At 67.3% G+C, this 18,942-nt stretch carries 19 protein-coding genes; 9 read left to right on the top strand and 10 right to left on the bottom strand.

From position 1 onward, the window contains the following. The first annotated feature begins 64 nt into the window (after positions 1 to 64). The 6 genes from CFB34_RS20845 to ubiA all read left to right on the top strand — a co-directional run bounded on the left by CFB34_RS20845 (position 65) and on the right by ubiA (position 5,808). Positions 65 to 1,024 carry a hydrogen peroxide-inducible genes activator gene (locus CFB34_RS20845; protein ID WP_043189592.1) on the top strand — a complete coding sequence of 320 codons (960 nt, stop codon included), beginning with the start codon at positions 65 to 67 and terminating at the stop codon, positions 1,022 to 1,024. A gap of 393 nt (positions 1,025 to 1,417) precedes the next feature. After that, positions 1,418 to 1,546 (top strand): hypothetical protein, encoded by a 129-nt coding sequence (locus tag CFB34_RS39070; protein WP_256979853.1) that lies wholly within the window; start codon positions 1,418 to 1,420, stop codon positions 1,544 to 1,546. 100 nt (positions 1,547 to 1,646) lie between these two features. Further along, positions 1,647 to 3,833, top strand: a complete 2,187-nt coding sequence (gene katG / locus CFB34_RS20840) for a catalase/peroxidase HPI (protein WP_089439265.1) — start codon at positions 1,647 to 1,649, stop codon at positions 3,831 to 3,833. 101 nt (positions 3,834 to 3,934) lie between these two features. Beyond that, complete coding sequence (locus CFB34_RS20835; protein WP_179243613.1) at positions 3,935 to 4,075, top strand: hypothetical protein; 141 nt, start codon at positions 3,935 to 3,937, stop codon at positions 4,073 to 4,075. Between the two features lie 105 nt (positions 4,076 to 4,180). Further along, a complete protein-coding gene (dpsA, locus tag CFB34_RS20830; protein WP_089439266.1) occupies positions 4,181 to 4,669 on the top strand; it encodes a non-specific DNA-binding protein DpsA in 489 nt (162 codons plus the stop codon). A gap of 275 nt (positions 4,670 to 4,944) precedes the next feature. Beyond that, the gene (gene ubiA, locus CFB34_RS20825; RefSeq protein ID WP_089424539.1) at positions 4,945 to 5,808 is read left to right on the top strand and encodes a 4-hydroxybenzoate octaprenyltransferase; all 864 of its coding nucleotides are present in this window, start codon (positions 4,945 to 4,947) and stop codon (positions 5,806 to 5,808) included. Positions 5,809 to 5,962: 154 nt separating this feature from the next. Here ubiA and proC read toward each other — a convergent pair whose 3' ends face one another. The 6 genes from proC to CFB34_RS20795 all read right to left on the bottom strand — a co-directional run bounded on the left by proC (position 5,963) and on the right by CFB34_RS20795 (position 13,105). Then, positions 5,963 to 6,775, bottom strand: a complete 813-nt coding sequence (gene proC / locus CFB34_RS20820; RefSeq protein ID WP_089439267.1) for a pyrroline-5-carboxylate reductase — start codon at positions 6,773 to 6,775, stop codon at positions 5,963 to 5,965. 52 nt (positions 6,776 to 6,827) lie between these two features. Continuing rightward, on the bottom strand, positions 6,828 to 7,526 hold the full coding sequence (locus CFB34_RS20815; RefSeq protein ID WP_089440350.1) for a YggS family pyridoxal phosphate-dependent enzyme: 699 nt from the start codon (positions 7,524 to 7,526) through the stop codon (positions 6,828 to 6,830). 130 nt (positions 7,527 to 7,656) lie between these two features. Further along, a complete protein-coding gene (glcF, locus tag CFB34_RS20810; RefSeq protein ID WP_089439268.1) occupies positions 7,657 to 8,883 on the bottom strand; it encodes a glycolate oxidase subunit GlcF in 1,227 nt (408 codons plus the stop codon). A gap of 3 nt (positions 8,884 to 8,886) precedes the next feature. Beyond that, a complete protein-coding gene (gene glcE, locus CFB34_RS20805; protein ID WP_089439269.1) occupies positions 8,887 to 9,975 on the bottom strand; it encodes a glycolate oxidase subunit GlcE in 1,089 nt (362 codons plus the stop codon). A 185-nt stretch (positions 9,976 to 10,160) separates the two neighbouring features. After that, positions 10,161 to 11,654 carry an FAD-linked oxidase C-terminal domain-containing protein gene (locus tag CFB34_RS20800; protein WP_069247182.1) on the bottom strand — a complete coding sequence of 498 codons (1,494 nt, stop codon included), beginning with the start codon at positions 11,652 to 11,654 and terminating at the stop codon, positions 10,161 to 10,163. A gap of 41 nt (positions 11,655 to 11,695) precedes the next feature. After that, a complete protein-coding gene (locus tag CFB34_RS20795) occupies positions 11,696 to 13,105 on the bottom strand; it encodes an FAD-linked oxidase C-terminal domain-containing protein (RefSeq protein WP_047851128.1) in 1,410 nt (469 codons plus the stop codon). A gap of 173 nt (positions 13,106 to 13,278) precedes the next feature. Between CFB34_RS20795 and CFB34_RS20790 the strand changes: the two genes are divergently transcribed. After that, positions 13,279 to 13,830 carry a cob(I)yrinic acid a,c-diamide adenosyltransferase gene (locus tag CFB34_RS20790; RefSeq protein WP_089439270.1) on the top strand — a complete coding sequence of 184 codons (552 nt, stop codon included), beginning with the start codon at positions 13,279 to 13,281 and terminating at the stop codon, positions 13,828 to 13,830. 92 nt (positions 13,831 to 13,922) lie between these two features. Next, positions 13,923 to 15,131, top strand: a complete 1,209-nt coding sequence (gene hmpA, locus CFB34_RS20785) for an NO-inducible flavohemoprotein (protein WP_089439271.1) — start codon at positions 13,923 to 13,925, stop codon at positions 15,129 to 15,131. A gap of 73 nt (positions 15,132 to 15,204) precedes the next feature. On the opposite strand, the gene CFB34_RS20780 is transcribed toward hmpA, so the two are convergent. From CFB34_RS20780 to aroG, 3 genes are all read right to left on the bottom strand, one after another. Continuing rightward, positions 15,205 to 15,594, bottom strand: coding sequence for a type II toxin-antitoxin system VapC family toxin (locus tag CFB34_RS20780; protein ID WP_011351011.1), 390 nt, complete (start codon positions 15,592 to 15,594; stop codon positions 15,205 to 15,207). Next, the gene (locus CFB34_RS20775) at positions 15,591 to 15,860 is read right to left on the bottom strand and encodes a type II toxin-antitoxin system Phd/YefM family antitoxin (protein WP_089439272.1); all 270 of its coding nucleotides are present in this window, start codon (positions 15,858 to 15,860) and stop codon (positions 15,591 to 15,593) included. Before CFB34_RS20775 ends, CFB34_RS20780 begins: the two co-directional genes overlap by 4 nt. A gap of 123 nt (positions 15,861 to 15,983) precedes the next feature. Continuing rightward, positions 15,984 to 17,057 (bottom strand): 3-deoxy-7-phosphoheptulonate synthase AroG, encoded by a 1,074-nt coding sequence (gene aroG / locus CFB34_RS20770; protein ID WP_089424547.1) that lies wholly within the window; start codon positions 17,055 to 17,057, stop codon positions 15,984 to 15,986. On the opposite strand from aroG, the gene CFB34_RS20765 reads away from it, so the two are divergent. Then, positions 17,056 to 17,349 (top strand): hypothetical protein, encoded by a 294-nt coding sequence (locus CFB34_RS20765; protein WP_179243614.1) that lies wholly within the window; start codon positions 17,056 to 17,058, stop codon positions 17,347 to 17,349. The two genes, aroG and CFB34_RS20765, sit on opposite strands and share 2 nt — an antisense overlap. Before the next feature lie 110 nt (positions 17,350 to 17,459). On the opposite strand, the gene tldD is transcribed toward CFB34_RS20765, so the two are convergent. Further along, positions 17,460 to 18,926 (bottom strand): metalloprotease TldD, encoded by a 1,467-nt coding sequence (tldD, locus tag CFB34_RS20760; RefSeq protein WP_089439273.1) that lies wholly within the window; start codon positions 18,924 to 18,926, stop codon positions 17,460 to 17,462. Positions 18,927 to 18,942: the final 16 nt, after the last annotated feature.

Below are 18,942 nucleotides of genomic sequence, written 5' to 3'. Positions count from 1 at the left end.
GCGAACCGGTGTCACAGGGTGTATAAATTAAACCTATCGCTTGTATATCTCTGATTGACCCACAATGACGCTGACTGAATTGAAATACATCGTCGCGGTCGCGCGCGAACGGCATTTCGGCCGCGCGGCCGAAGCATGCTTCGTGAGCCAGCCGACGCTGTCGGTGGCGATCAAGAAGCTCGAAGACGAGCTCAACGTGCAGATTTTCGAACGCGGCGCGAGCGAAGTGAGCGTCACGCCGATCGGTGACCAGATCGTCACGCAGGCGCAGCGCGTGCTCGAGCAGACCTTCGCGATCAAGGAGATCGCGAAGCAGGGCAAGGATCCGCTGGTCGGCCCGTTCCGCCTCGGGGTGATCTACACGATCGGGCCCTATCTGCTGCCGACGCTCGTCAAGCAGATGATCCAGCGGGTCCCGCAGATGCCGCTGATGCTGCAGGAAAACTACACGCTGAAGCTGCTCGAACTGCTCAAGCAGGGCGAAATCGACGCGGCGATCATGGCGCTGCCGTTTCCGGAAACCGGCCTGATGGTGCGCCCGCTGTACGACGAACCGTTCGTCGTCGCGCTGCCCGCCGGCCATCCGTGGGAGAAGCGCGAGGAAATCGATGCCGAGGATCTCAAGCAGGAAACCATGCTGCTGCTCGGCAACGGCCACTGCTTCCGCGATCACGTGCTCGGCGTGTGCCCGGAGCTGATGCGCTTCTCGCAGACGGCCGACGGCATCCAGAAGACCTTCGAGGGCTCGTCGCTCGAGACGATCCGCCACATGGTCGCAAGCGGTGTCGGCATCACCGTGCTGCCGCGGATGTCGGTCGCCGAGGTCGGCCCGCGCGCGAACGGCCCCGATGCCGAACTGCTGTCATACGTGCCGTTCAACGAGCCGGTGCCCGACCGCCGCGTGGTGCTCGTGTGGCGCAAGAGCTTCACGCGGATGCCCGCGATCGACGCAATCAGCGACGCGATTTCCGCGTGCGAGCTGCCGGGTGTCGCGAAGCTCGACATGCCGGCGACGATGAACTGAGCACGCCGTCGCATGCGCGTGTGGCAGCATGATGAACGGGGTCTTGCGACCCCGTTTATTTTTCTCTATCGAATAGATGAAATTTATCAAATTCAATTATTCGATAGATGAAGATAGAATCTTCTCCATGGATCGGCGTGAGGTCGACGACCGGTCGGCACGTTGAATGCAAGCGTCAAAGGAGGATGTCATGATGCGGTCGGTATTGCAGCACGCGCAGCGGAACATCCCGTCGCGCGACGCGGTCGTACATCGCGCCAGGGCGGCGGTTCGCAGCCTGCGTCCGATTGCGTTCGCGTACCTGGCGGACCGTGTGTATGGCGGATGAGTGCCGCTGCACGCCGGTCCTGTGTGCCCCCGACTAACTGCCGCCGAGCCATGAGGGAGCATTGCATGTCCGATACCCGAAAAGCCGCCCGCCGCGCCGGCACGACGACCGCCGGCAGCCGCGTTCCCGAGCGCGCCGCCTGCGGCGCGTCGCAGCGGGAACGCGGGTCGCAGGCCGCGCACGACGTCCCGTAGTACGACAGGAGGAACCGCCTGTTCCGTTTCATCCCCCCGCAATGCTCCACGAACCGCGCCTGGCACGTGGGGGCCTATGAGCAAGACAAGGAGAAAAAGCATGTCGAACGAAACGAAGTGCCCGTTCAACCACACCGCTGGTGGCGGCACGACGAACAAGGACTGGTGGCCGAATCAGCTGAACCTGAACGTCCTGCATCGGCATTCGGCGCTGTCCGATCCGATGGACCCGGATTTCGACTACGCCGAAGCGTTCAAGCAGCTTGACCTCGAGGCGGTGAAGAAGGACCTGCACGCGTTGATGACGGCGTCGCAGGACTGGTGGCCGGCCGACTTCGGCCACTATGGCGGCCTGTTCGTCCGCATGGCCTGGCACAGCGCCGGCACGTACCGCACGGCCGACGGCCGCGGCGGCGCGGGCGGCGGGCAGCAGCGCTTCGCGCCGCTCAACAGCTGGCCGGACAACGTCAGTCTCGACAAGGCGCGCCGCCTGCTGTGGCCGATCAAGCAGAAGTACGGCCGCAACATCTCGTGGGCCGACCTGCTGATCCTGACCGGCAACGTCGCGCTCGAATCGATGGGCTTCAAGACCTTCGGCTACGCCGGCGGCCGCGTCGATACGTGGGAACCGGACGACGTGTACTGGGGTTCGGAAAAGATCTGGCTGGAACTGAGCGGCGGCCCGAACAGCCGCTACTCCGGCAAGCGCGAGCTCGAAAGCCCGCTCGCCGCGGTGCAGATGGGCCTCATCTACGTGAACCCGGAAGGCCCGGACGGCAACCCCGACCCGGTCGCCGCCGCGCATGACATCCGCGAGACGTTCGCGCGCATGGCGATGAACGACGAAGAGACGGTCGCGCTGATCGCGGGCGGCCACACGTTCGGCAAGACGCACGGCGCCGGTCCGGCGTCGAACGTCGGCCCCGAGCCGGAAGCCGCGGGCCTCGAGGAGCAGGGGCTCGGCTGGAAGAGCACGTTCGGCACGGGCAAGGGCAAGGATGCCATCACGAGCGGCCTCGAAGTCACGTGGACCTCGACGCCGACGCAGTGGAGCAACGACTTCTTCAAGCACCTGTTCAGCTACGAGTGGGAGCTCACGAAGAGCCCGGCCGGCGCGCACCAGTGGGTCGCGAAGGACGCAGGCGAAGTCATTCCGGATGCATTCGACCCGTCGAAGAAGCATCGCCCGACGATGTTGACGACCGACCTGTCGCTGCGTTTCGATCCGGCCTACGAGAAGATTTCGCGCCGTTTCTACGAGAACCCGGCCGAGTTCGCCGACGCGTTCGCACGCGCGTGGTTCAAGCTCACGCACCGCGACATGGGCCCGCGTTCCCGCTATCTCGGTCCGGACGTGCCGGCGGAACACCTGCTGTGGCAGGACCCGATCCCGGCCGTCGATCACCCGCTGATCGACGACGCCGACGTCGCGGCGCTGAAGGCGAAGGTGCTGGCCACGGGCCTGTCGGTGTCGCAGCTCGTGTCGACCGCCTGGGCGTCGGCTGCGACGTTCCGCGGGTCGGACAAGCGCGGCGGCGCGAACGGTGCGCGGATCCGCCTGGCGCCGCAGAAGGACTGGGAAGTGAACCGTCCGGCTGAGCTCGCGAAGGTGCTCGAGACGCTCGAGGGCGTGCAGAAGGCGTTCAACGATGCGCAGACGGGCGGCAAGAAGGTGTCGCTCGCCGACCTGATCGTGCTGGCCGGTGCGGCCGGCGTCGAGCAGGCCGCGAAGAATGCGGGTATCGCCGTGACGGTGCCGTTCGCACCGGGCCGTGCGGATGCGTCGCAGGAAGAGACCGATGTCGAGGCGATGGCCGTGCTCGAGCCGGTGGCGGACGGGTTCCGCAACTACCTGAAGAGCGCGTACAAGACGCCGGCCGAGGCGCTGCTGGTCGACAAGGCGCAACTGCTGACGCTGACCGCGCCCGAGATGACGGTGCTCGTCGGTGGCCTGCGCGTGCTGGGGGCGAACGCCGGCGATGCGAAGCGGGGCGTGTTCACCGACCGTCCGGAAGCGCTGACGAACGACTTCTTCGTGAACCTGCTCGACATGGGCACGGAATGGAAGCCGGTGTCGGCCGCGAACGACGTGTTCGAAGGGCGCGATCGGGCAACGGGCCAGGTCAAGTGGACGGGCTCGCGCGTCGACCTGATCTTCGGCTCGCATGCGCAACTGCGCGCGCTGGCCGAGGTGTACGGCAGCGCGGATGCGAAGGAGAAGTTCGCGCACGACTTCGTCGCGGCCTGGAACAAGGTGATGAACCTGGACCGCTTCGACCTCGCGTAAGCGTCGCCGCGCGGTAGTGCGGTGAGGCAGTAACGGGAAACGGCCGGTCGTCCGGCCGGCCGTTTCTCCCGACCCTGGGTTTTGTTGAAGGAGTGACGATCATGACGCAAATGATGCAGAACATGCGTGCTGCCCTGGCGACGCCGGGCGAGGTCGCGCGATACGTTGTCGGATCCGCCATCGTCATCGGCGGTGCGGCCGAACTGGTGTCGCAGGCGCTGCACGCGATCGCGGCCGCCTGAGCGCGGCGTTTCGCTCGCCACGCGCGTGCGGCAGGTGTGGTATCAATAGGCAGGTAGTCCCGATTCACTTTCATTGCCCTGCTTCATTGAATAAGGAGTCCGAACATGGCCAGGAAAGCTCAAGCTGCCCAGATCAACATCGGCATCAGCGACAAGGACCGCAAGAAGATCGCGGAGGGCCTGTCGCACCTGCTTGCCGACACGTTCACGCTGTACCTGAAGACCCACAATTTCCACTGGAACGTCACGGGGCCGATGTTCAACACGCTGCACCTGATGTTCGAGGAGCAGTACAACGAACTGTGGCTCGCGGTCGATTCGGTGGCCGAGCGCATTCGCACGCTCGGCGTCGTCGCGCCGGGCACCTTCGGCGATTTCGCGAAACTGTCGTCGGTGCCGGAAGCGAAGGGCGTGCCGGCTGCGGAAGACATGATCCGCCAGCTCGTCGAAGGGCACGAGGCCGTCGTGCGCACCGCGCGTGCGATCTTTCCGCTTGCCGATGCGGCGAGCGACGAGCCGACCGCCGACCTGCTGACGCAGCGTCTGCAGATTCATGAAAAAACCGCGTGGATGCTGCGGTCGCTGCTCGCATAGGCGCGCAACGCGCGGCAGGCTGGCCGAAGCCTGCGCATCGTGACTCCGGCCCTGATTGATCCATCGCCGCCGGGCCGAACCCAGTCCGGCGCCCGGCGCGGATCCGTGCGTGCGTCGGCTCTGTCCCTTGATTGATGCGCGTTGCGGCTCGGCCATGAGCAGCGGGCGCGGGCAGCGCGCCGGCGTCCGGCCGCGATCGCCCGCGGGCGGCGCCGACATGACGCGAAGCACCGCTCGGCTCTAAAATGCCGGGGTTATCTTCCCGGTGCTTCGCCATGCTTGCCCGCTTTCCCCTGTATCTGCGGCTCGTCCGGATGGACAAGCCGATCGGCAGCCTGCTGCTGCTGTGGCCGACGCTCAACGCGCTGTGGATCGCGTCCGACGGCCATCCGCGCTGGCCGCTGCTCGTGATCTTCTCGCTCGGCACGCTGCTGATGCGCTCGGCCGGTTGCGCGATGAACGACTACGCCGACCGCGACTTCGACCGCCACGTGAAGCGCACGGCCGACCGGCCGCTGACGTCGGGCAAGATCCGTGCATGGGAAGCCATCGCGATCGCGGTCGGGCTCGCCTTCATCTCGTTCCTGCTGATCCTGCCGCTCAACACGCTGACGAAGCAGCTGTCCGTCGTCGCGCTGTTCGTCGCGGGCTCGTATCCGTTCATGAAGCGCTTCTTCGCGATTCCGCAGGCCTATCTGGGCATCGCATTCGGCTTCGGCATCCCGATGGCGTTCGCGGCCGTGCAGGACACGGTGCCGACGATCGCGTGGGTGATGCTGGTCGCGAACATTTTCTGGTCGGTCGCGTACGACACCGAATACGCGATGGTCGATCGCGACGACGACATCAAGATCGGCATCCGCACGTCCGCGCTGACGTTCGGCCGCTTCGACGTCGCGGCCGTGATGCTGTGCTACGCGGTGACGCTCGGCATCTACGTGTGGATCGGCGTGACGCTCGGCTTCGGCCTCGCATACTGGGCGGGCTGGGCGGCGGCGGTCGGTTGCGCGCTGTATCACTACACGCTGATCAAGGACCGCGAGCGGATGCCGTGCTTCGCGGCATTCCGGCACAACAACTGGCTCGGCGGCGTGCTGTTCGCCGGGATCGCCGTGCATTACCTGCTCGCGGGGAGCTGAATGTCGCGGTCTCACCGCAGGCGGTAGGCGGTGCGGAACGCGGTACCAACAAAAAAGCGGCCTGGGCCGCTTTTTTGTTGTTCATGCACATCAGCATGACGGGGCGGGGCGCCCAACGCATGCAGCGCGCGCCGGGCCGGCACCGCCGGCGCGTTTACGCGCGGCCGAGCTCGTCGCCCATTTCCTTCGCGCGCGCTTCGGCCGCGAGTGCACCGCGCACGATCGCATCCTTCACGTGTTGCGCGTCGAACGACGCGAGCGCGGCGGCCGTCGTGCCGCCCTTCGACGTCACGCGCTCGCGCAGCACGCTTGCCGGCTCGCCCGATTGCGCGGCGAGTTGCGCGGCGCCCGTGAACGTCGCGACCGCGAGCGCACGGCCCTGTTCGTCGTTCATGCCGAGCTGGCGCGCGGCTTCCTGCAACGCTTCGATGAAATAGAACACGTAGGCCGGGCCGCTGCCCGAAATGGCCGTGACGGCGTCGAGCTTCGACTCGTCGTCGAACCACACGATTTCACCGACTGCACCCAGCACGTTCGACGCGAGTTCGCGGCCCGCCGCGTCGACGCCCGGCAGCGCCGCTAGGCCCGTCACGCCCATGCCGACGAGCGCGGGCGTGTTCGGCATCGTGCGTACGACGCGTGCGTAGTCGCCGAGCCAGCGCGCGAGATCGCTGCCGCGGATTCCGGCCGCGATGCTGATCACGAGCTGCGTCTTCAGGTGCGGCGCGAGCGCCTGCGCGACGTCCTTCAGTACCTGCGGCTTCACCGCGAGCACGACCGCGTCGTAGTCGGCGAGCGTCGCGTCGATGGCCGCGCCGGTGCGCACGCCGAACTGCTGGGCGGCGCGCGTGCGCACCTCTTCGTTGACGTCGATGGCATACAGGCCGTCAGCGGCGACGCCGCGCTTGATCAGGCCGCCGATCAGGGCCGCGGCCATGTTGCCGCCGCCGATGAATGCGATTTTCATGATGTCGGATTGAGCGAGTGAGTGAACGGAAAGGCGTAAAAGGGCGTGGCGTTCAGTGCGAGTAATCGCGCGCGCCGAAGATCGCGGTGCCGACGCGCACGATCGTCGCGCCTTCGAGCACGGCCGCGTCGAGATCGGCGGACATGCCCATCGACAACGTGTCGAGCGGCAGGCCGTCGGCGCGCAACGTGTCGAACAGCGCGCGCAGCGCACGATGCGGCGCGCGTTGCGCGTCGGTGTCGCCGGCCGGTTCGGGAATCGCCATCAGCCCGCGCAGCCGCAGCGACGGCAGCGCGGCGACCGCGCGCGCAACCTCGGCCACGTCGGCCGGCGCAACGCCGCTCTTCGACGCCTCGCCGCTGATGTTCACCTGCACGCACACGTTGAGCGGCGGCAGGTGCGCGGGGCGCTGTTCCGACAGGCGCTGCGCGATCTTCAGCCGGTCGACCGAATGGACCCAGTCGAAGCGTTCGGCAACGGGGCGCGTCTTGTTCGATTGCAGCGGCCCGATGAAATGCCATTCGAGGTCCGCACGCAGGTCGGCGAGCGCGTCGATCTTGTCGATCGATTCCTGCACGTAGTTTTCGCCGAACGCACGCTGCCCGGCCGCATGCGCGGCGCGCACGTCGTCGGCGGGAAACGTCTTGGACACGGCGAGCAGCGACACGGTGGCGGGATCGCGGCCGGCCGCGCGGGCGGCGTCGGCGATGCGGCGATGAACGGAGGCGAGACGGGCGGCGAGATCGGACATGACGGGCACGAAAGCAGGCACGGAAGCGGGCATGGTGCGGATGCGCCGCGGCACGCGACGCATCGATTCGCCCATTATACGGACGCCGTGCGCGACGCCCAGCGTCCCCCGTCATTCGTATGCGCACGCGCTAGCCGTACAGCAGATGCTCGACGAGCTGGATCCAGTGGCTGACCGGAATCTGCGTGCCGCTTTGCAGGTGCGCGATGCAGCCGATGTTGCCGGAGACGATCATCTGCGGTTCGAGCGCCTGCAGCTTCAGCAGCTTCTGCTTGCGCAACCGGTACGACAGCGACGGCTGCGTCAGCGAATAGGTGCCGGCCGACCCGCAGCACAGATGGCTGTCCGCCGGCAGCCGCACGTCGATGCCGAGCGTCTCGAGCAGGCGTTCGACCTTGCCGCGCGATTGCTGGCCGTGCTGCAGCGTGCACGGCGGGTGGTACGCGACCGTATGGATCGCGCGCCGCCGCGCGAGCGTCGCGAGCTCGGCCTCGAACGCGAGCAGCACGTCGGAGATGTCGCGCGTGAGCGACACGATGCGCTGCGCTTTCTCCGCGTAGGCCGGGTCGTCGCGCAGCAGGTGCGCGTATTCGAGCACCGTCGCGCCGCAGCCCGACGCGTTCATCACGATCGCCTCGATACCCTGTTCGACATGGGGCCACCACGCGTCGATGTTGCGGCGCGCGTCGTCGAGCGCTTCGTCGTGATAGTTCAGGTGCAGGCGGATCGCGCCGCAGCAGCCCGCGTCGGGCGAGACGACCGTCTCGATGCCGAGCGCGTCCAGCACGCGCGCGGTCGCGATGTTGATGTTCGGCAGCATCGACGGCTGCACGCAGCCGCCGAGCATCAGCATCTTGCGCGTATGCGTGAGGTGCGGCCATTCGAGCAGCCGCGTGCGCGGCGGCACCTTGTCGCGCAGCCGCTTCGGCAGCAGCGGCCGCACGTGCTGGCCGAGCCGCATCACCGGCGAGAACAGCGCCTCGTTCGGCACCAGGCTCGCGAGCAGGCGGCGCACGAGACGCTGCTGCGCCGGGCGCTGCACCTGCGCCTCGACGTGCTTGCGGCCGATCTCGACGAGCCGGCCGTACTGGACGCCGGACGGGCAGGTCGTCTCGCAGCTGCGGCACGTGAGGCAACGGTCGAGGTGCTGCTGCGTGCTGCGCGTGACGGGTGCGCCTTCGACCATCTGCTTGATCAGGTAGATCCGGCCGCGCGGGCCGTCGAGTTCGTCGCCGAGCAACTGGTAGGTCGGGCAGGTCGCGGTGCAGAACCCGCAATGCACGCACTTGCGCAATATCGCGTCGGCTTCGTCGCCGTCGGGCGTATTGCGGATGAAATCGGCGAGGTTCGTTTGCATCGCTCAGAGGTCCGGGTAGAGCCGGCCGCGGTTGAAGATGCGCGCGGGATCGAACGCGGCCTTCAGCCCGCGGTGGATTTTCATCATCGGGGCGGGGAGCGGCGTGAACACGCCCGCGCTGCGGTCGTACGCGTCGCCCGCGCGGAACAGCGTCGCGTGGCCGCCGGCCTGCTTCGCGCTCATTCGCACGGTCTGCGCGTCGGCGTCGGTGATCCACCAGCGCTGCGCGCCCCCCCATTCCATCAGCTGGGTGCCGGGCAGGTGCATCGGTTCGGTGATCGACGGCAGCGCGAGGCGCCACAGCGCGTAGCCGGGCGGGATGCCGTTGAAGAACGGGTCGGTATGCTCGCGCAGGCCGGCCCAGAAGCGCTCGGCTTCGACCGCGTCGACGACTTCGCCGCCGAGCAGCGTCTTCGCGGCTTTCACGGCCGCTTCGGCGCCCGACAGGCGCAGCACGAGCGTGCCGTTGCGCCAGCCGCTCGCGCTGACGGGCAGCGGATGGCCGCCCCATTCGTTGAGCTTGCGCACCGCGTCGGTCGCGGTCATCTCGAACTTCAGCGTGACTTCGGCGACGGGCATCGGCAGCACCTTGATCGACAGGTCGAGCATCAGCCCGAGCGTGCCGAGCGCGCCGGCCATCAGCCGCGACACGTCGTAGCCGGCGACGTTCTTCACGACCTGACCGCCGAACCGCAGCTTTTCGCCGCGGCCGTTCATCAGCGTGACGCCGAGCACGAAATCGCGCGGCGCGCCGCAGGTGGCGCGTCGCGGGCCCGCCAGGCCGGCCGCGACGCAGCCGCCGACGGTGGCCGCACGGCCGAAATGCGGCGGCTCGAACGGCAGCATCTGGCCGCACTCGGCGAGGACGGTTTCAAGCTGCGCGAGCGGCGTGCCCGCGCGGACCGTGACGACGAGTTCGGCCGGGTCGTACGACACCACGCCCTGAAACGCGCGCGTGTCGAGTATTTCGCCCTCGAGCGCCTGGCCGTACCAGTCCTTGGTGCCGCCGCCGCGAATCCGCAGCGGCCGGCCGTCGGCACTGGCGGCGCGGACACGCTCGGCCCATCCGGCGACGATGTCGTCCTCTTCCATGTTCTGTTGCTGCCTCGACTTGTTGTTCGGTCGATTGTACCGGGGTGGCGTGAATCCACATCGCGACTATCCCTAAGCCCCGTATTGCAGGCCGCAAGCTTGCGCCGTCGCGCGAGCGGGCCGCGCGGGCGCGTCCCGCCGCCGCGACCCGCCCGCCGGCACGGGCCGCGTACCGAGGGTGAGGCTCAGAAGCGCGGCAGGTCGGGGTGCGGCAGCAGCCCGCCGCGCACGTGCTGGCGACCGTACTCGGCGCAGCGCGCGCGGGTCGGGATGCCCTTGTCCGGGTTCAGCAGCCCCGCCGGATCGAACGCGCGCTTGACCGCGAAGAACGCATCGCGCTCCTGCGGCGAGAACTGTACGCACATCGAATTGAGCTTCTCGATGCCGACGCCGTGCTCGCCCGTCACGCTGCCGCCGAATTCCACGCAGCATTCGAGGATTTCCGCGCCGAACTGCTCGGCGCGGTGCAGTTCGTCCGGATCGTTCGCGTTGTACAGGATCAGCGGATGCATGTTGCCGTCGCCCGCATGGAACACGTTGATGCAGCGCAGCCCGTAGCGCGTTTCGAGCTGTTCGATACGCGCGAGCAGCGGGCCGATCGCGCGGCGCGGCACGGTGCCGTCCATGCAGTAATAGTCGGGCGAAATCCGGCCGGCGGCCGGGAACGCGTTCTTGCGGCCCGACCAGTAGCGCAGCCGCTCGCTCTCGTTGCGCGATACCTGAATGCGTGTCGCGCCATGCTCGCGCAGCACGGCCGTCATCCGCACGATCTCTTCGGCGACTTCTTCCGGCGTACCGTCCGATTCGCACAGCAGGATCGCCTTCGCGTCGAGGTCGTAGCCGGCATGCGTGAAGGACTCGACGGCCTGCGTGGCCGGCTTGTCCATCATTTCGAGCCCGGCCGGGATGATGCCCGACGCGATGATCGCCGCGACGGCCTCGCCGCCCTTGACGACGTCGTCGAAGCTCGCCATCACGAGCTGGGCCGTTTGCGGTTTCGGGATCAGTTTCACCGTGACCTCGGTGACGATCGCGAACATCCCTTCGCTGCCGATCATCACGGCGAGCAGGTCGAGGCCCGGCATGTCGAGCGCGAGCGAGCCGAATTCGACGATCTCGCCGTCGATCGTCACCGCGCGCACGCGCATCACGTTGTGCACGGTCAGCCCGTATTTCAGGCAGTGGACGCCGCCGGAATTCTCCGCGACGTTGCCGCCGATCGTGCACGCGATCTGCGACGACGGATCGGGCGCGTAATACAGGCCGTACGGCGCGGCGGCTTCCGAGATCGCAAGGTTGCGCACGCCGGGCTGCACGGTCGCCGTGCGGGCGTAAGGATCGACTTCGACGATGCGCGTGAAGCGCGCCAGCGACAGCACGACGCCGAGCGCGATCGGCAGCGCGCCGCCCGACAGGCTCGTGCCCGCGCCGCGCGGCACGATCGGCACTTCCATGCGGCGGCAGATCTGCACGATCCGCTGCACCTGCGATTCCGTTTCGGGCAGCGCGACCGCGAGCGGCAGGCGGCGGTACGCGGACAGGCCGTCGCATTCGTACGGCGCGGTGTCTTCGTCGCGGTACAGCAGGCAGTGCGTCGGCAGCACGGCCATCAGCGCCTGCACGACTTCGCGCTGGCGCTGCGCGCGTGCCGCGCTCGACAGTTCGACGGGAGCGTTCATGGGGTCTCCTGCAGCAGGCGGCGCGGTATCGCGCCACCGTGTCAGCACGTGAAAATCTTGCCCGGATTCATCAGGTTGCGCGGATCGAGCGCGAGCTTGATCGCCCGCATCGTGTCGATCGCGTTGTCGCCGTGCTCCTTCGGCAGGAAGCGCATCTTGTGCAGCCCGACGCCGTGCTCGCCCGTGCAGGTGCCGCCGAGGCGCAGCGCGCGTTCGACGATCCGGTCGTTGATGTGCTCGGCTTCGGCGATTTCCTCGGGCTTGTCGGGATCGATCAGGATCGCGACGTGGAAATTGCCGTCGCCGACGTGGCCGACGATCGGGCAGGGCAGCGACGACGCGCGCAGGTCGACCTCGGTTTCCTCGACGCACGCGGCGAGCTGCGAGATCGGCACGCACACGTCGGTCGTCACCGCGCGGCAGCCGGGTTTCAACTGCAGCATCGCGAAATACGCGTTGTGGCGGGCGGCCCACAGACGGCTGCGATCCTCGGGGCGGGTCGCCCATTCGAAGCCCTGGCCGTTGTTCTGGCCGGCGAGCGCCTGCACGAGCTCGGCCTGCTCCTTCACGCCGGCCTCGGTGCCGTGGAATTCGAAGAACAGCGTCGGCGCTTCGGCGAGCGTCAGGTTCGAATGGCGGTTGATCGAGCGCACCGCGAGCGCGTCGACGAATTCGACGCGCGCGATCGGCACGCCGATCTGGATCGTCTCGATCACGGTGCGCACCGCGTCGCCCATCGACGGGAACGTGCAGATCGCGGCGGATACGGCTTCGGGCAGCGGATGCAGGCGCAGCGTGATCTCGGTGATCACGCCGAGCGTGCCTTCGGAGCCGACGAACAGGCGCGTGAGGTCGTAGCCGGCCGACGACTTGCGGGCGCGCGAGCCGGTTTTTACCACGCGGCCGTCGGCGAGCACGGCGGTCAGGCCGAGCACGTTCTCGCGCATCGTGCCGTAGCGCACGGCGTTGGTGCCCGACGCGCGCGTGGCGGTCATCCCGCCGATGCTCGCGTCGGCGCCCGGGTCGATCGGGAAGAACAGGCCGGTGTCGCGCAGCGCTTCGTTGAGCGCCTTGCGCGTGATGCCCGGTTCCACCGTCACGGTCAGGTCTTCGGCGTTGATCGACAGCACGCGGTTCATTTCCGACAGGTCGAGCGACACGCCGCCGCGCACCGCGAGCAGATGGCCCTCGAGCGACGAGCCGGCGCCGTACGGGATCAGCGGGACGCTGTACAGCGAGCACAGCGACACGACTTCGCGCACGTCGTCCGCGCTGTGCGCGAACACGACGGCGTCGGGCAGTTGCGGGTCGAACGGCGATTCGTCACGGCCGTGGTGGGCGCGGACGGCGTCAGCGGTCGACACGCGCTCGCCGAAGGCGGCGCGCAGCGCATCGAGCATGGCAGGGGGAAGGGGGCGGCGCGTGGCGGCCGGCTGGGCAGGGTGATTCACGTACGTCTCCTTGTCGATCCGGGTGAGTGCGTTGGCACCGGCCCGGCTCCCGTGCTGCAGGGTTTCGGCCCATTCTACGCTGTAACGCCCGCTGCGCCCGCCTCCGCGGGCTGCGATAATCGCGTTCGAACGCAACCGGGCCGCGTCGCGGCCACGCACGAGAGGACATTCGCATGGGCAACCGCTTGAGCAAGATCGCCACGCGCACGGGCGACGATGGCACCACCGGGCTCGGCGACGGCCGGCGTATCGGCAAGGACGACACGCGGATCGCCGCGATCGGCGACGTCGACGAACTGAACTCGAACCTCGGCGTGCTGCTCGCCGAAACGCTGCCGGACGAGATCCGCACGGCGCTCGTGACGATCCAGCACGACCTGTTCGATCTCGGCGGCGAACTGTGCATTCCCGGCCATACCGTGCTCGACGACACGCATCTCGCGCGTCTCGACCGCTGGCTCGCCGACTACAACGCGACGCTGCCGCCGCTGAAGGAATTCATCCTGCCGGCCGGCTCGCGCGAGGCGTCGCTCGCGCACGTGTGCCGAACCGTATGCCGCCGCGCGGAGCGTTCGATCGTCGCGCTCGGGCGCACCGAGACGCTCAACGACGCGCCGCGGCGCTACGTGAACCGGCTGTCGGACCTGCTGTTCGTGCTGGCCCGCGTGCTGAACCGCACCGACGGCGGATCGGACGTGCTGTGGGAGCGCGGCCGCGTCCGCTGACGGTTTGCCCCTTTGACGCACTGCGACAATTTGCCCGGGGAGCATCGATTTTTAAAGATGTATTGTGTGTGCATGTTTAACGGAGAACGAACATGACCCACATCACCGCTGACCAGATGGCTCGCGTGAAGGCCACTGCCCCTGTCCTCGCCGTGCACGGCGCGACGATCACGAAGCACTTCTACCAGCGCATGTTCGCGCGCCATCCGGAGCTGAAGAACCTGTTCAACCAGACGCACCAGAAGACGGGCAGCCAGCCGGAAACGCTCGCGAAGGCCGTCTACGCGTATGCGGCGAACATCGACAACCTCGGCGCGCTGGGCGGCGCCGTGACCCGGATCGCGCACAAGCACGCGAGCCTGAACATCCGCCCCGAGCATTACCCGATCGTCGGCGAGAACCTGCTCGCGTCGATCGTCGAAGTGCTGGGCGACGCGGTCGATGCCGAAACCCTCGAGGCGTGGCGCGTCGCGTACGGCCAGCTCGCGCAGATCCTGATCGGCGTCGAGGCCGACCTGTACGCGGGCGCGGCGTGGAGCGGGTTCCGTCCGTTCAAGGTCGAGCGCAAGGTGCGCGAAAGCGACGAGATCACGTCGTTCTACCTGACGCCGGCCGACGGCGGCGCGGCGCCGATGTTCGAGCCCGGCCAGTACATCACGGTGAAGCGCTTCGTCGGCGACCTCGGCGTCGATCAGCCGCGCCAGTACAGCCTGTCCGACGCGCCGCACGGCAAGTGGCTGCGCATCTCGGTGAAGCGTGAAGCCGGCACGCCGGAAGTCATTCCGGCCGGCAAGGTGTCGACGCTGATGCACGACGGCGTGGAAGAGGGCGCGATCGTCGAAGTGACCGCGCCGATGGGCGACTTCTCGCTGAAGCGTGGCGTCGAGACGCCGGTGGTGCTGATCTCCGGCGGCGTCGGTATCACGCCGATGATGTCGATGGCGTCGACGCTGATCGCCGAGGGCAGCCGGCGCGAGGTGCGGTTCGTCCATGCCTGCCGCTCGGGCGCGGTGCACGCGTTCCGCGACTGGCTGAACGATACGGTGCGCGACCATGCGAATGTCAAGCGCACGGTAGTGTACGAGCTGGTTGGCCCGAACGATCGCGCCGGCATCGACCACGACCTGGAAGGACGCCTCACGCCGGAACGCATGCAGCAATACGCGCTGGTGCCGGACGCCGACTACTACATCTGCGGCCCGATCGGGTTCATGAAGGCGCAGCGTGACGCGCTCGTCGCGCTGGGCGTCGCGCCGGAACGCGTGAATACCGAGATCTTCGGTTCGGGCGCGCTCGAGTGATGCGCGGGTGGAGGGGCTCCGGCCAATGAAAAAAACCGGCGCGAGCCGGGCTTTTTGTTGAGCGCATAGGGCGTCAGGCGCGCAGCATCAGCGTCGCGTGATAGCGCCACACTTTCGGATCGGCACTGACGAGCGGCATGCCTTCATGGAGCGCCTGCGCGACCATTACGCGGTCGAACGGATCGGCGTGATCTGGAAAATCGGGCAACGCGGCGACACCTTCGACGTGATCGCTGCTGATCGGTAACTCCGCAAAACCGGCGAGCCGAAATGCCGAGCGTGCATCACGTGGGTGAACGGGCAGATTGCCTTTGCGGTATTTGATCGCGATTTCCCAGATGGACGCGGCGCTGACGTACAGCGTGTTCTCGGGATGCTCGATCAACGCGGCGGCGGTCGCCGAAAGTTGAGGTGCGCCTTCAGCCGCCCAGAGTGCGATGTGCGTATCGAGCAGCAGTTTCACGGTGCGAGCCCCTGTTCCGAACTGGCATCGAAGTCGGCCGCGATCGATTCGTCACCGGCATTGAATGCCTCGACGGTTGTCGGGATGTTCAGCCCGGCAAGCAATTGACGAGCGGCACCGATTCGCTTCGGCGCCGCGTAAGGAACGATCCGCGCAACTGGATGACCATTGCGGGCGATCACGATTTCGGACTCGCGCCCCAATTCAAGCGCTTCGACGAGGCTTGAGAGCCGCGACTTGGCATCGTGCATGTTGACGGTCGGCATCGTCGCTCCCCTGGTTAGCTAGATAACGTTAGCTAGTCTAGCAGAGCGAAATGACGACCGCACGCTGGCCGCACGGCCAACCCGCCGACAGGCGGGGTCATGCGGCCAGCCTGTTTGCGTCCGTCAGTTCCCGCTGCCGCGCGTGACGCGGCGCGCCTTCACCGATTCCGCGAGGCCTTCGAGCACCTTCACGCTGTCGTCCCATGCGATGCACGCGTCGGTGATGCTCTGGCCGTAGGTCAGCTCGCAGCCTTCCTTCAGGTCCTGGCGCCCCTCGACGAGGTGCGACTCGATCATCACGCCGACGATGCGGGCGTCGCCGGCCGCGATCTGGCGGCCGATGTCGGCACAGACGGGGATCTGGTTCTCGTGCTTCTTCGAGCTGTTCGCGTGGCTCGCGTCGATCATCAGGCGCGCGGCGAGGCCGGCCTTGCCGATGTCCGCGCACGCGGCGTTCACGCTGTCCGCGTCGTAGTTCGGCGCCTTGCCGCCGCGCAGGATCACGTGGCAGTCCTCGTTGCCCGCCGTCGACACGATCGCCGAATGGCCGCCCTTCGTCACCGACAGGAAATGGTGCGGCTGCGACGCGGCCTTGATCGCATCGACCGCGATCTTCACGTTGCCGTCGGTGCCGTTCTTGAAGCCGACCGGGCACGATAGCCCCGACGCGAGCTCGCGGTGCACCTGCGATTCCGTCGTGCGCGCGCCGATCGCGCCCCACGAGATCAGGTCGGCGATGTACTGCGGGCTGATCATGTCGAGGTATTCGGTCGCGGCCGGCAGCCCCATCTCGTTGATCTGCAGCAGCAGCTCGCGCGCGGTGCGCAGCCCTTCGTTGATCTTGAAGCTGTTGTCGAGGTGCGGATCGTTGATGAGGCCCTTCCAGCCCACCGTCGTGCGCGGCTTCTCGAAGTACACGCGCATCACGATTTCCAGTTCGCCCTTGAAGCGCTCGCGCTCCTTCACCAGCCGGCCCGCGTATTCGATCGCCGCCTTCGTGTCGTGGATCGAGCACGGCCCGATCACGACGATCAGCCGGTCGTCCATCCCGTGCAGGATGCGGTGCATCGACTGGCGCGAGTTGTAGATCAGCTCGGACGCGGCTTCGGAGCACGCGAATTCGCGGATCAGGTGGGCGGGCGGCGTCAGTTCCTTGAGTTCGCGAATGCGGACGTCGTCGGTGTTGTGCGGGGGCATGCTGTTTCTCCTTGGTTCCGGGCGCGGTTCGGTCAGTGCGAGTGCGCGTGCGGCAGATTCATCAATTCAAGCAATTCAGTGGTGTCGGTCGGGGCCGCGGGACCGCTGCGGCGGCGACCGGGTGGCGAAGGGCGAAAAAAAACCGCCGGGTTCGCCGGCGGTTTTTTCGGGAATTTCGGTTGCGCTTTACGCGCCATCAACCCTCTCGATCCGCCAGCGGTCTGAGATACCAAAAAAAGTAAAAGTAAAACTTGGCGGACATGACGGAGATTCGGTTCGTCAAAAAAGTTGATTCGGAATTTATACCCGGTCGCCGGTCGGCTGGCAACCGGGACACGCCGAAAATGCGGACATTCCGCGCGTTTTCTTCAAAATGCGCGGAATGTCTGCGCCGCGATGCGGTTATGCCGTACCGCCGACCGTCATCTTGTCGATCCGCAGGGTCGGCTGGCCGACGCCGACCGGCACGCTCTGACCTTCCTTGCCGCACACGCCGACACCCGAGTCGAGCGACATGTCGTTGCCGATCATGCTCACGTCCTTCAGCGATTCCGGGCCGCTGCCGATCAGCGTCGCGCCCTTCACCGGGTAGGTGATCTTGCCGTTCTCGATCATGTACGCCTCGGACGCCGAGAACACGAACTTGCCGTTCGTGATGTCGACCTGGCCGCCGCCGAAGTTCACCGCGTACAGGCCGTTCTTCACCGATGCGATGATTTCCTGCGGATCCTTGTCGCCGTTCAGCATGTACGTGTTCGTCATGCGCGGCATCGGCAGCGCCGCGTACGACTCGCGGCGCGCGTTGCCGGTAACCGGCATCTTCATCAGGCGCGCGTTCAGCGTGTCCTGGATGTAGCCCTTCAGGATGCCGTCCTCGATCAGCGTCGTGCACTGCGTCGGGTTGCCTTCGTCGTCGATGTTCAGCGAGCCGCGGCGGTTCGGCAGCGTGCCGTCGTCGACGACGGTCACGCCCTTCGCGGCGACGCGCTCGCCGATCCGGCCCGCGAATGCCGACGAGCCCTTGCGGTTGAAGTCGCCCTCGAGGCCGTGACCGATCGCCTCGTGCAGCAGCACGCCCGGCCAGCCCGGCCCGAGCACGACCGTCATCGCGCCGGCCGGCGCGGGGCGCGCGTCGAGGTTCACGAGCGCCGCATGCACGGCGTCGTCGACGTAGCGCGACAGCACGTCGTCGGTGAAGTAGCCGTAGTCGAAGCGGCCGCCGCCGCCGCCGGAGCCGATCTCGCGGCGGCCGTTCTGCTCGGCGATCACCGTGACCGACACGCGCACGAGCGGGCGGATGTCGGCCGCGAGCGCACCGTCGCTGCGGGCGACCAGCACGACGTCGTATTCGCCGGCGAGGCCTGCCATCACCTGCGTGATGCGCGGGTCGCGGCCGCGTGCCATCTGCTCGATGCGCTCGAGCAGCTTGACCTTGGCCGTCGCGTCGAGCGACGCGAGCGGATCGGACGGCAGGTAAAGGTCGCGGCCCGAGATGCCCTTCAGCGACGATGCCGCCTTGATCTTCTGGCGGCCGCCGCCGGCCGCCGCGATTGCCTTGGTGGCCGCCGCGGCTTGCGCGATCGCTTCCGGCGACAGGTCGTCGGAATACGCGAACGCGGTGCGGTCGCCCGCGACCGCGCGCACGCCGACGCCCTGGTCGATGCTGAAGCTGCCCGATTTGACGATGCCTTCCTCGAGGCTCCACGCTTCGCTGCGGGTCGCCTGGAAGTACAGGTCCGCGTAGTCGACGCGATGCGTGAAGATGTCGGCGATCGTGCGCGTGAGCAGGCTTTCGTCGAGGCCGTACGGCGTGAGCAGGATGTCCTTCGCCAGCGCGAGGTTGCGGATGCCGGGTTCGATGATGTTCATGCGGATATCGGGGTTT

This window comes from Burkholderia sp. HI4860 (genome assembly GCF_002223045.2).
Classification (GTDB): Bacteria; Pseudomonadota; Gammaproteobacteria; order Burkholderiales; family Burkholderiaceae; genus Burkholderia.
The sequence above is the reverse complement of the archived record's forward strand: the minus strand, read 5'-3'. Positions and strand labels throughout refer to the sequence as shown.

Bases quoted from the DNA above. Each gene is read 5' to 3' on its own strand.
- CFB34_RS20845 (WP_043189592.1), top strand. From the start codon at position 65: ATGACGCTGACTGAATTGAAATACATCGTCGCGGTCGCGCGCGAACGG.
- CFB34_RS39070 (WP_256979853.1), top strand. From the start codon at position 1,418: ATGTCCGATACCCGAAAAGCCGCCCGCCGCGCCGGCACGACGACCGCC.
- katG (WP_089439265.1), top strand. From the start codon at position 1,647: ATGTCGAACGAAACGAAGTGCCCGTTCAACCACACCGCTGGTGGCGGC.
- CFB34_RS20835 (WP_179243613.1), top strand. From the start codon at position 3,935: ATGACGCAAATGATGCAGAACATGCGTGCTGCCCTGGCGACGCCGGGC.
- dpsA (WP_089439266.1), top strand. From the start codon at position 4,181: ATGGCCAGGAAAGCTCAAGCTGCCCAGATCAACATCGGCATCAGCGAC.
- ubiA (WP_089424539.1), top strand. From the start codon at position 4,945: ATGCTTGCCCGCTTTCCCCTGTATCTGCGGCTCGTCCGGATGGACAAG.
- proC (WP_089439267.1), bottom strand. From the start codon at position 6,775: ATGAAAATCGCATTCATCGGCGGCGGCAACATGGCCGCGGCCCTGATC.
- CFB34_RS20815 (WP_089440350.1), bottom strand. From the start codon at position 7,526: ATGTCCGATCTCGCCGCCCGTCTCGCCTCCGTTCATCGCCGCATCGCC.
- glcF (WP_089439268.1), bottom strand. From the start codon at position 8,883: ATGCAAACGAACCTCGCCGATTTCATCCGCAATACGCCCGACGGCGAC.
- glcE (WP_089439269.1), bottom strand. From the start codon at position 9,975: ATGGAAGAGGACGACATCGTCGCCGGATGGGCCGAGCGTGTCCGCGCC.
- CFB34_RS20800 (WP_069247182.1), bottom strand. From the start codon at position 11,654: ATGAACGCTCCCGTCGAACTGTCGAGCGCGGCACGCGCGCAGCGCCAG.
- CFB34_RS20790 (WP_089439270.1), top strand. From the start codon at position 13,279: ATGGGCAACCGCTTGAGCAAGATCGCCACGCGCACGGGCGACGATGGC.
- hmpA (WP_089439271.1), top strand. From the start codon at position 13,923: ATGACCCACATCACCGCTGACCAGATGGCTCGCGTGAAGGCCACTGCC.
- CFB34_RS20775 (WP_089439272.1), bottom strand. From the start codon at position 15,860: ATGCCGACCGTCAACATGCACGATGCCAAGTCGCGGCTCTCAAGCCTC.
- CFB34_RS20765 (WP_179243614.1), top strand. From the start codon at position 17,056: ATGCTGTTTCTCCTTGGTTCCGGGCGCGGTTCGGTCAGTGCGAGTGCG.
- aroG (WP_089424547.1), bottom strand. From the start codon at position 17,057: ATGCCCCCGCACAACACCGACGACGTCCGCATTCGCGAACTCAAGGAA.
- tldD (WP_089439273.1), bottom strand. From the start codon at position 18,926: ATGAACATCATCGAACCCGGCATCCGCAACCTCGCGCTGGCGAAGGAC.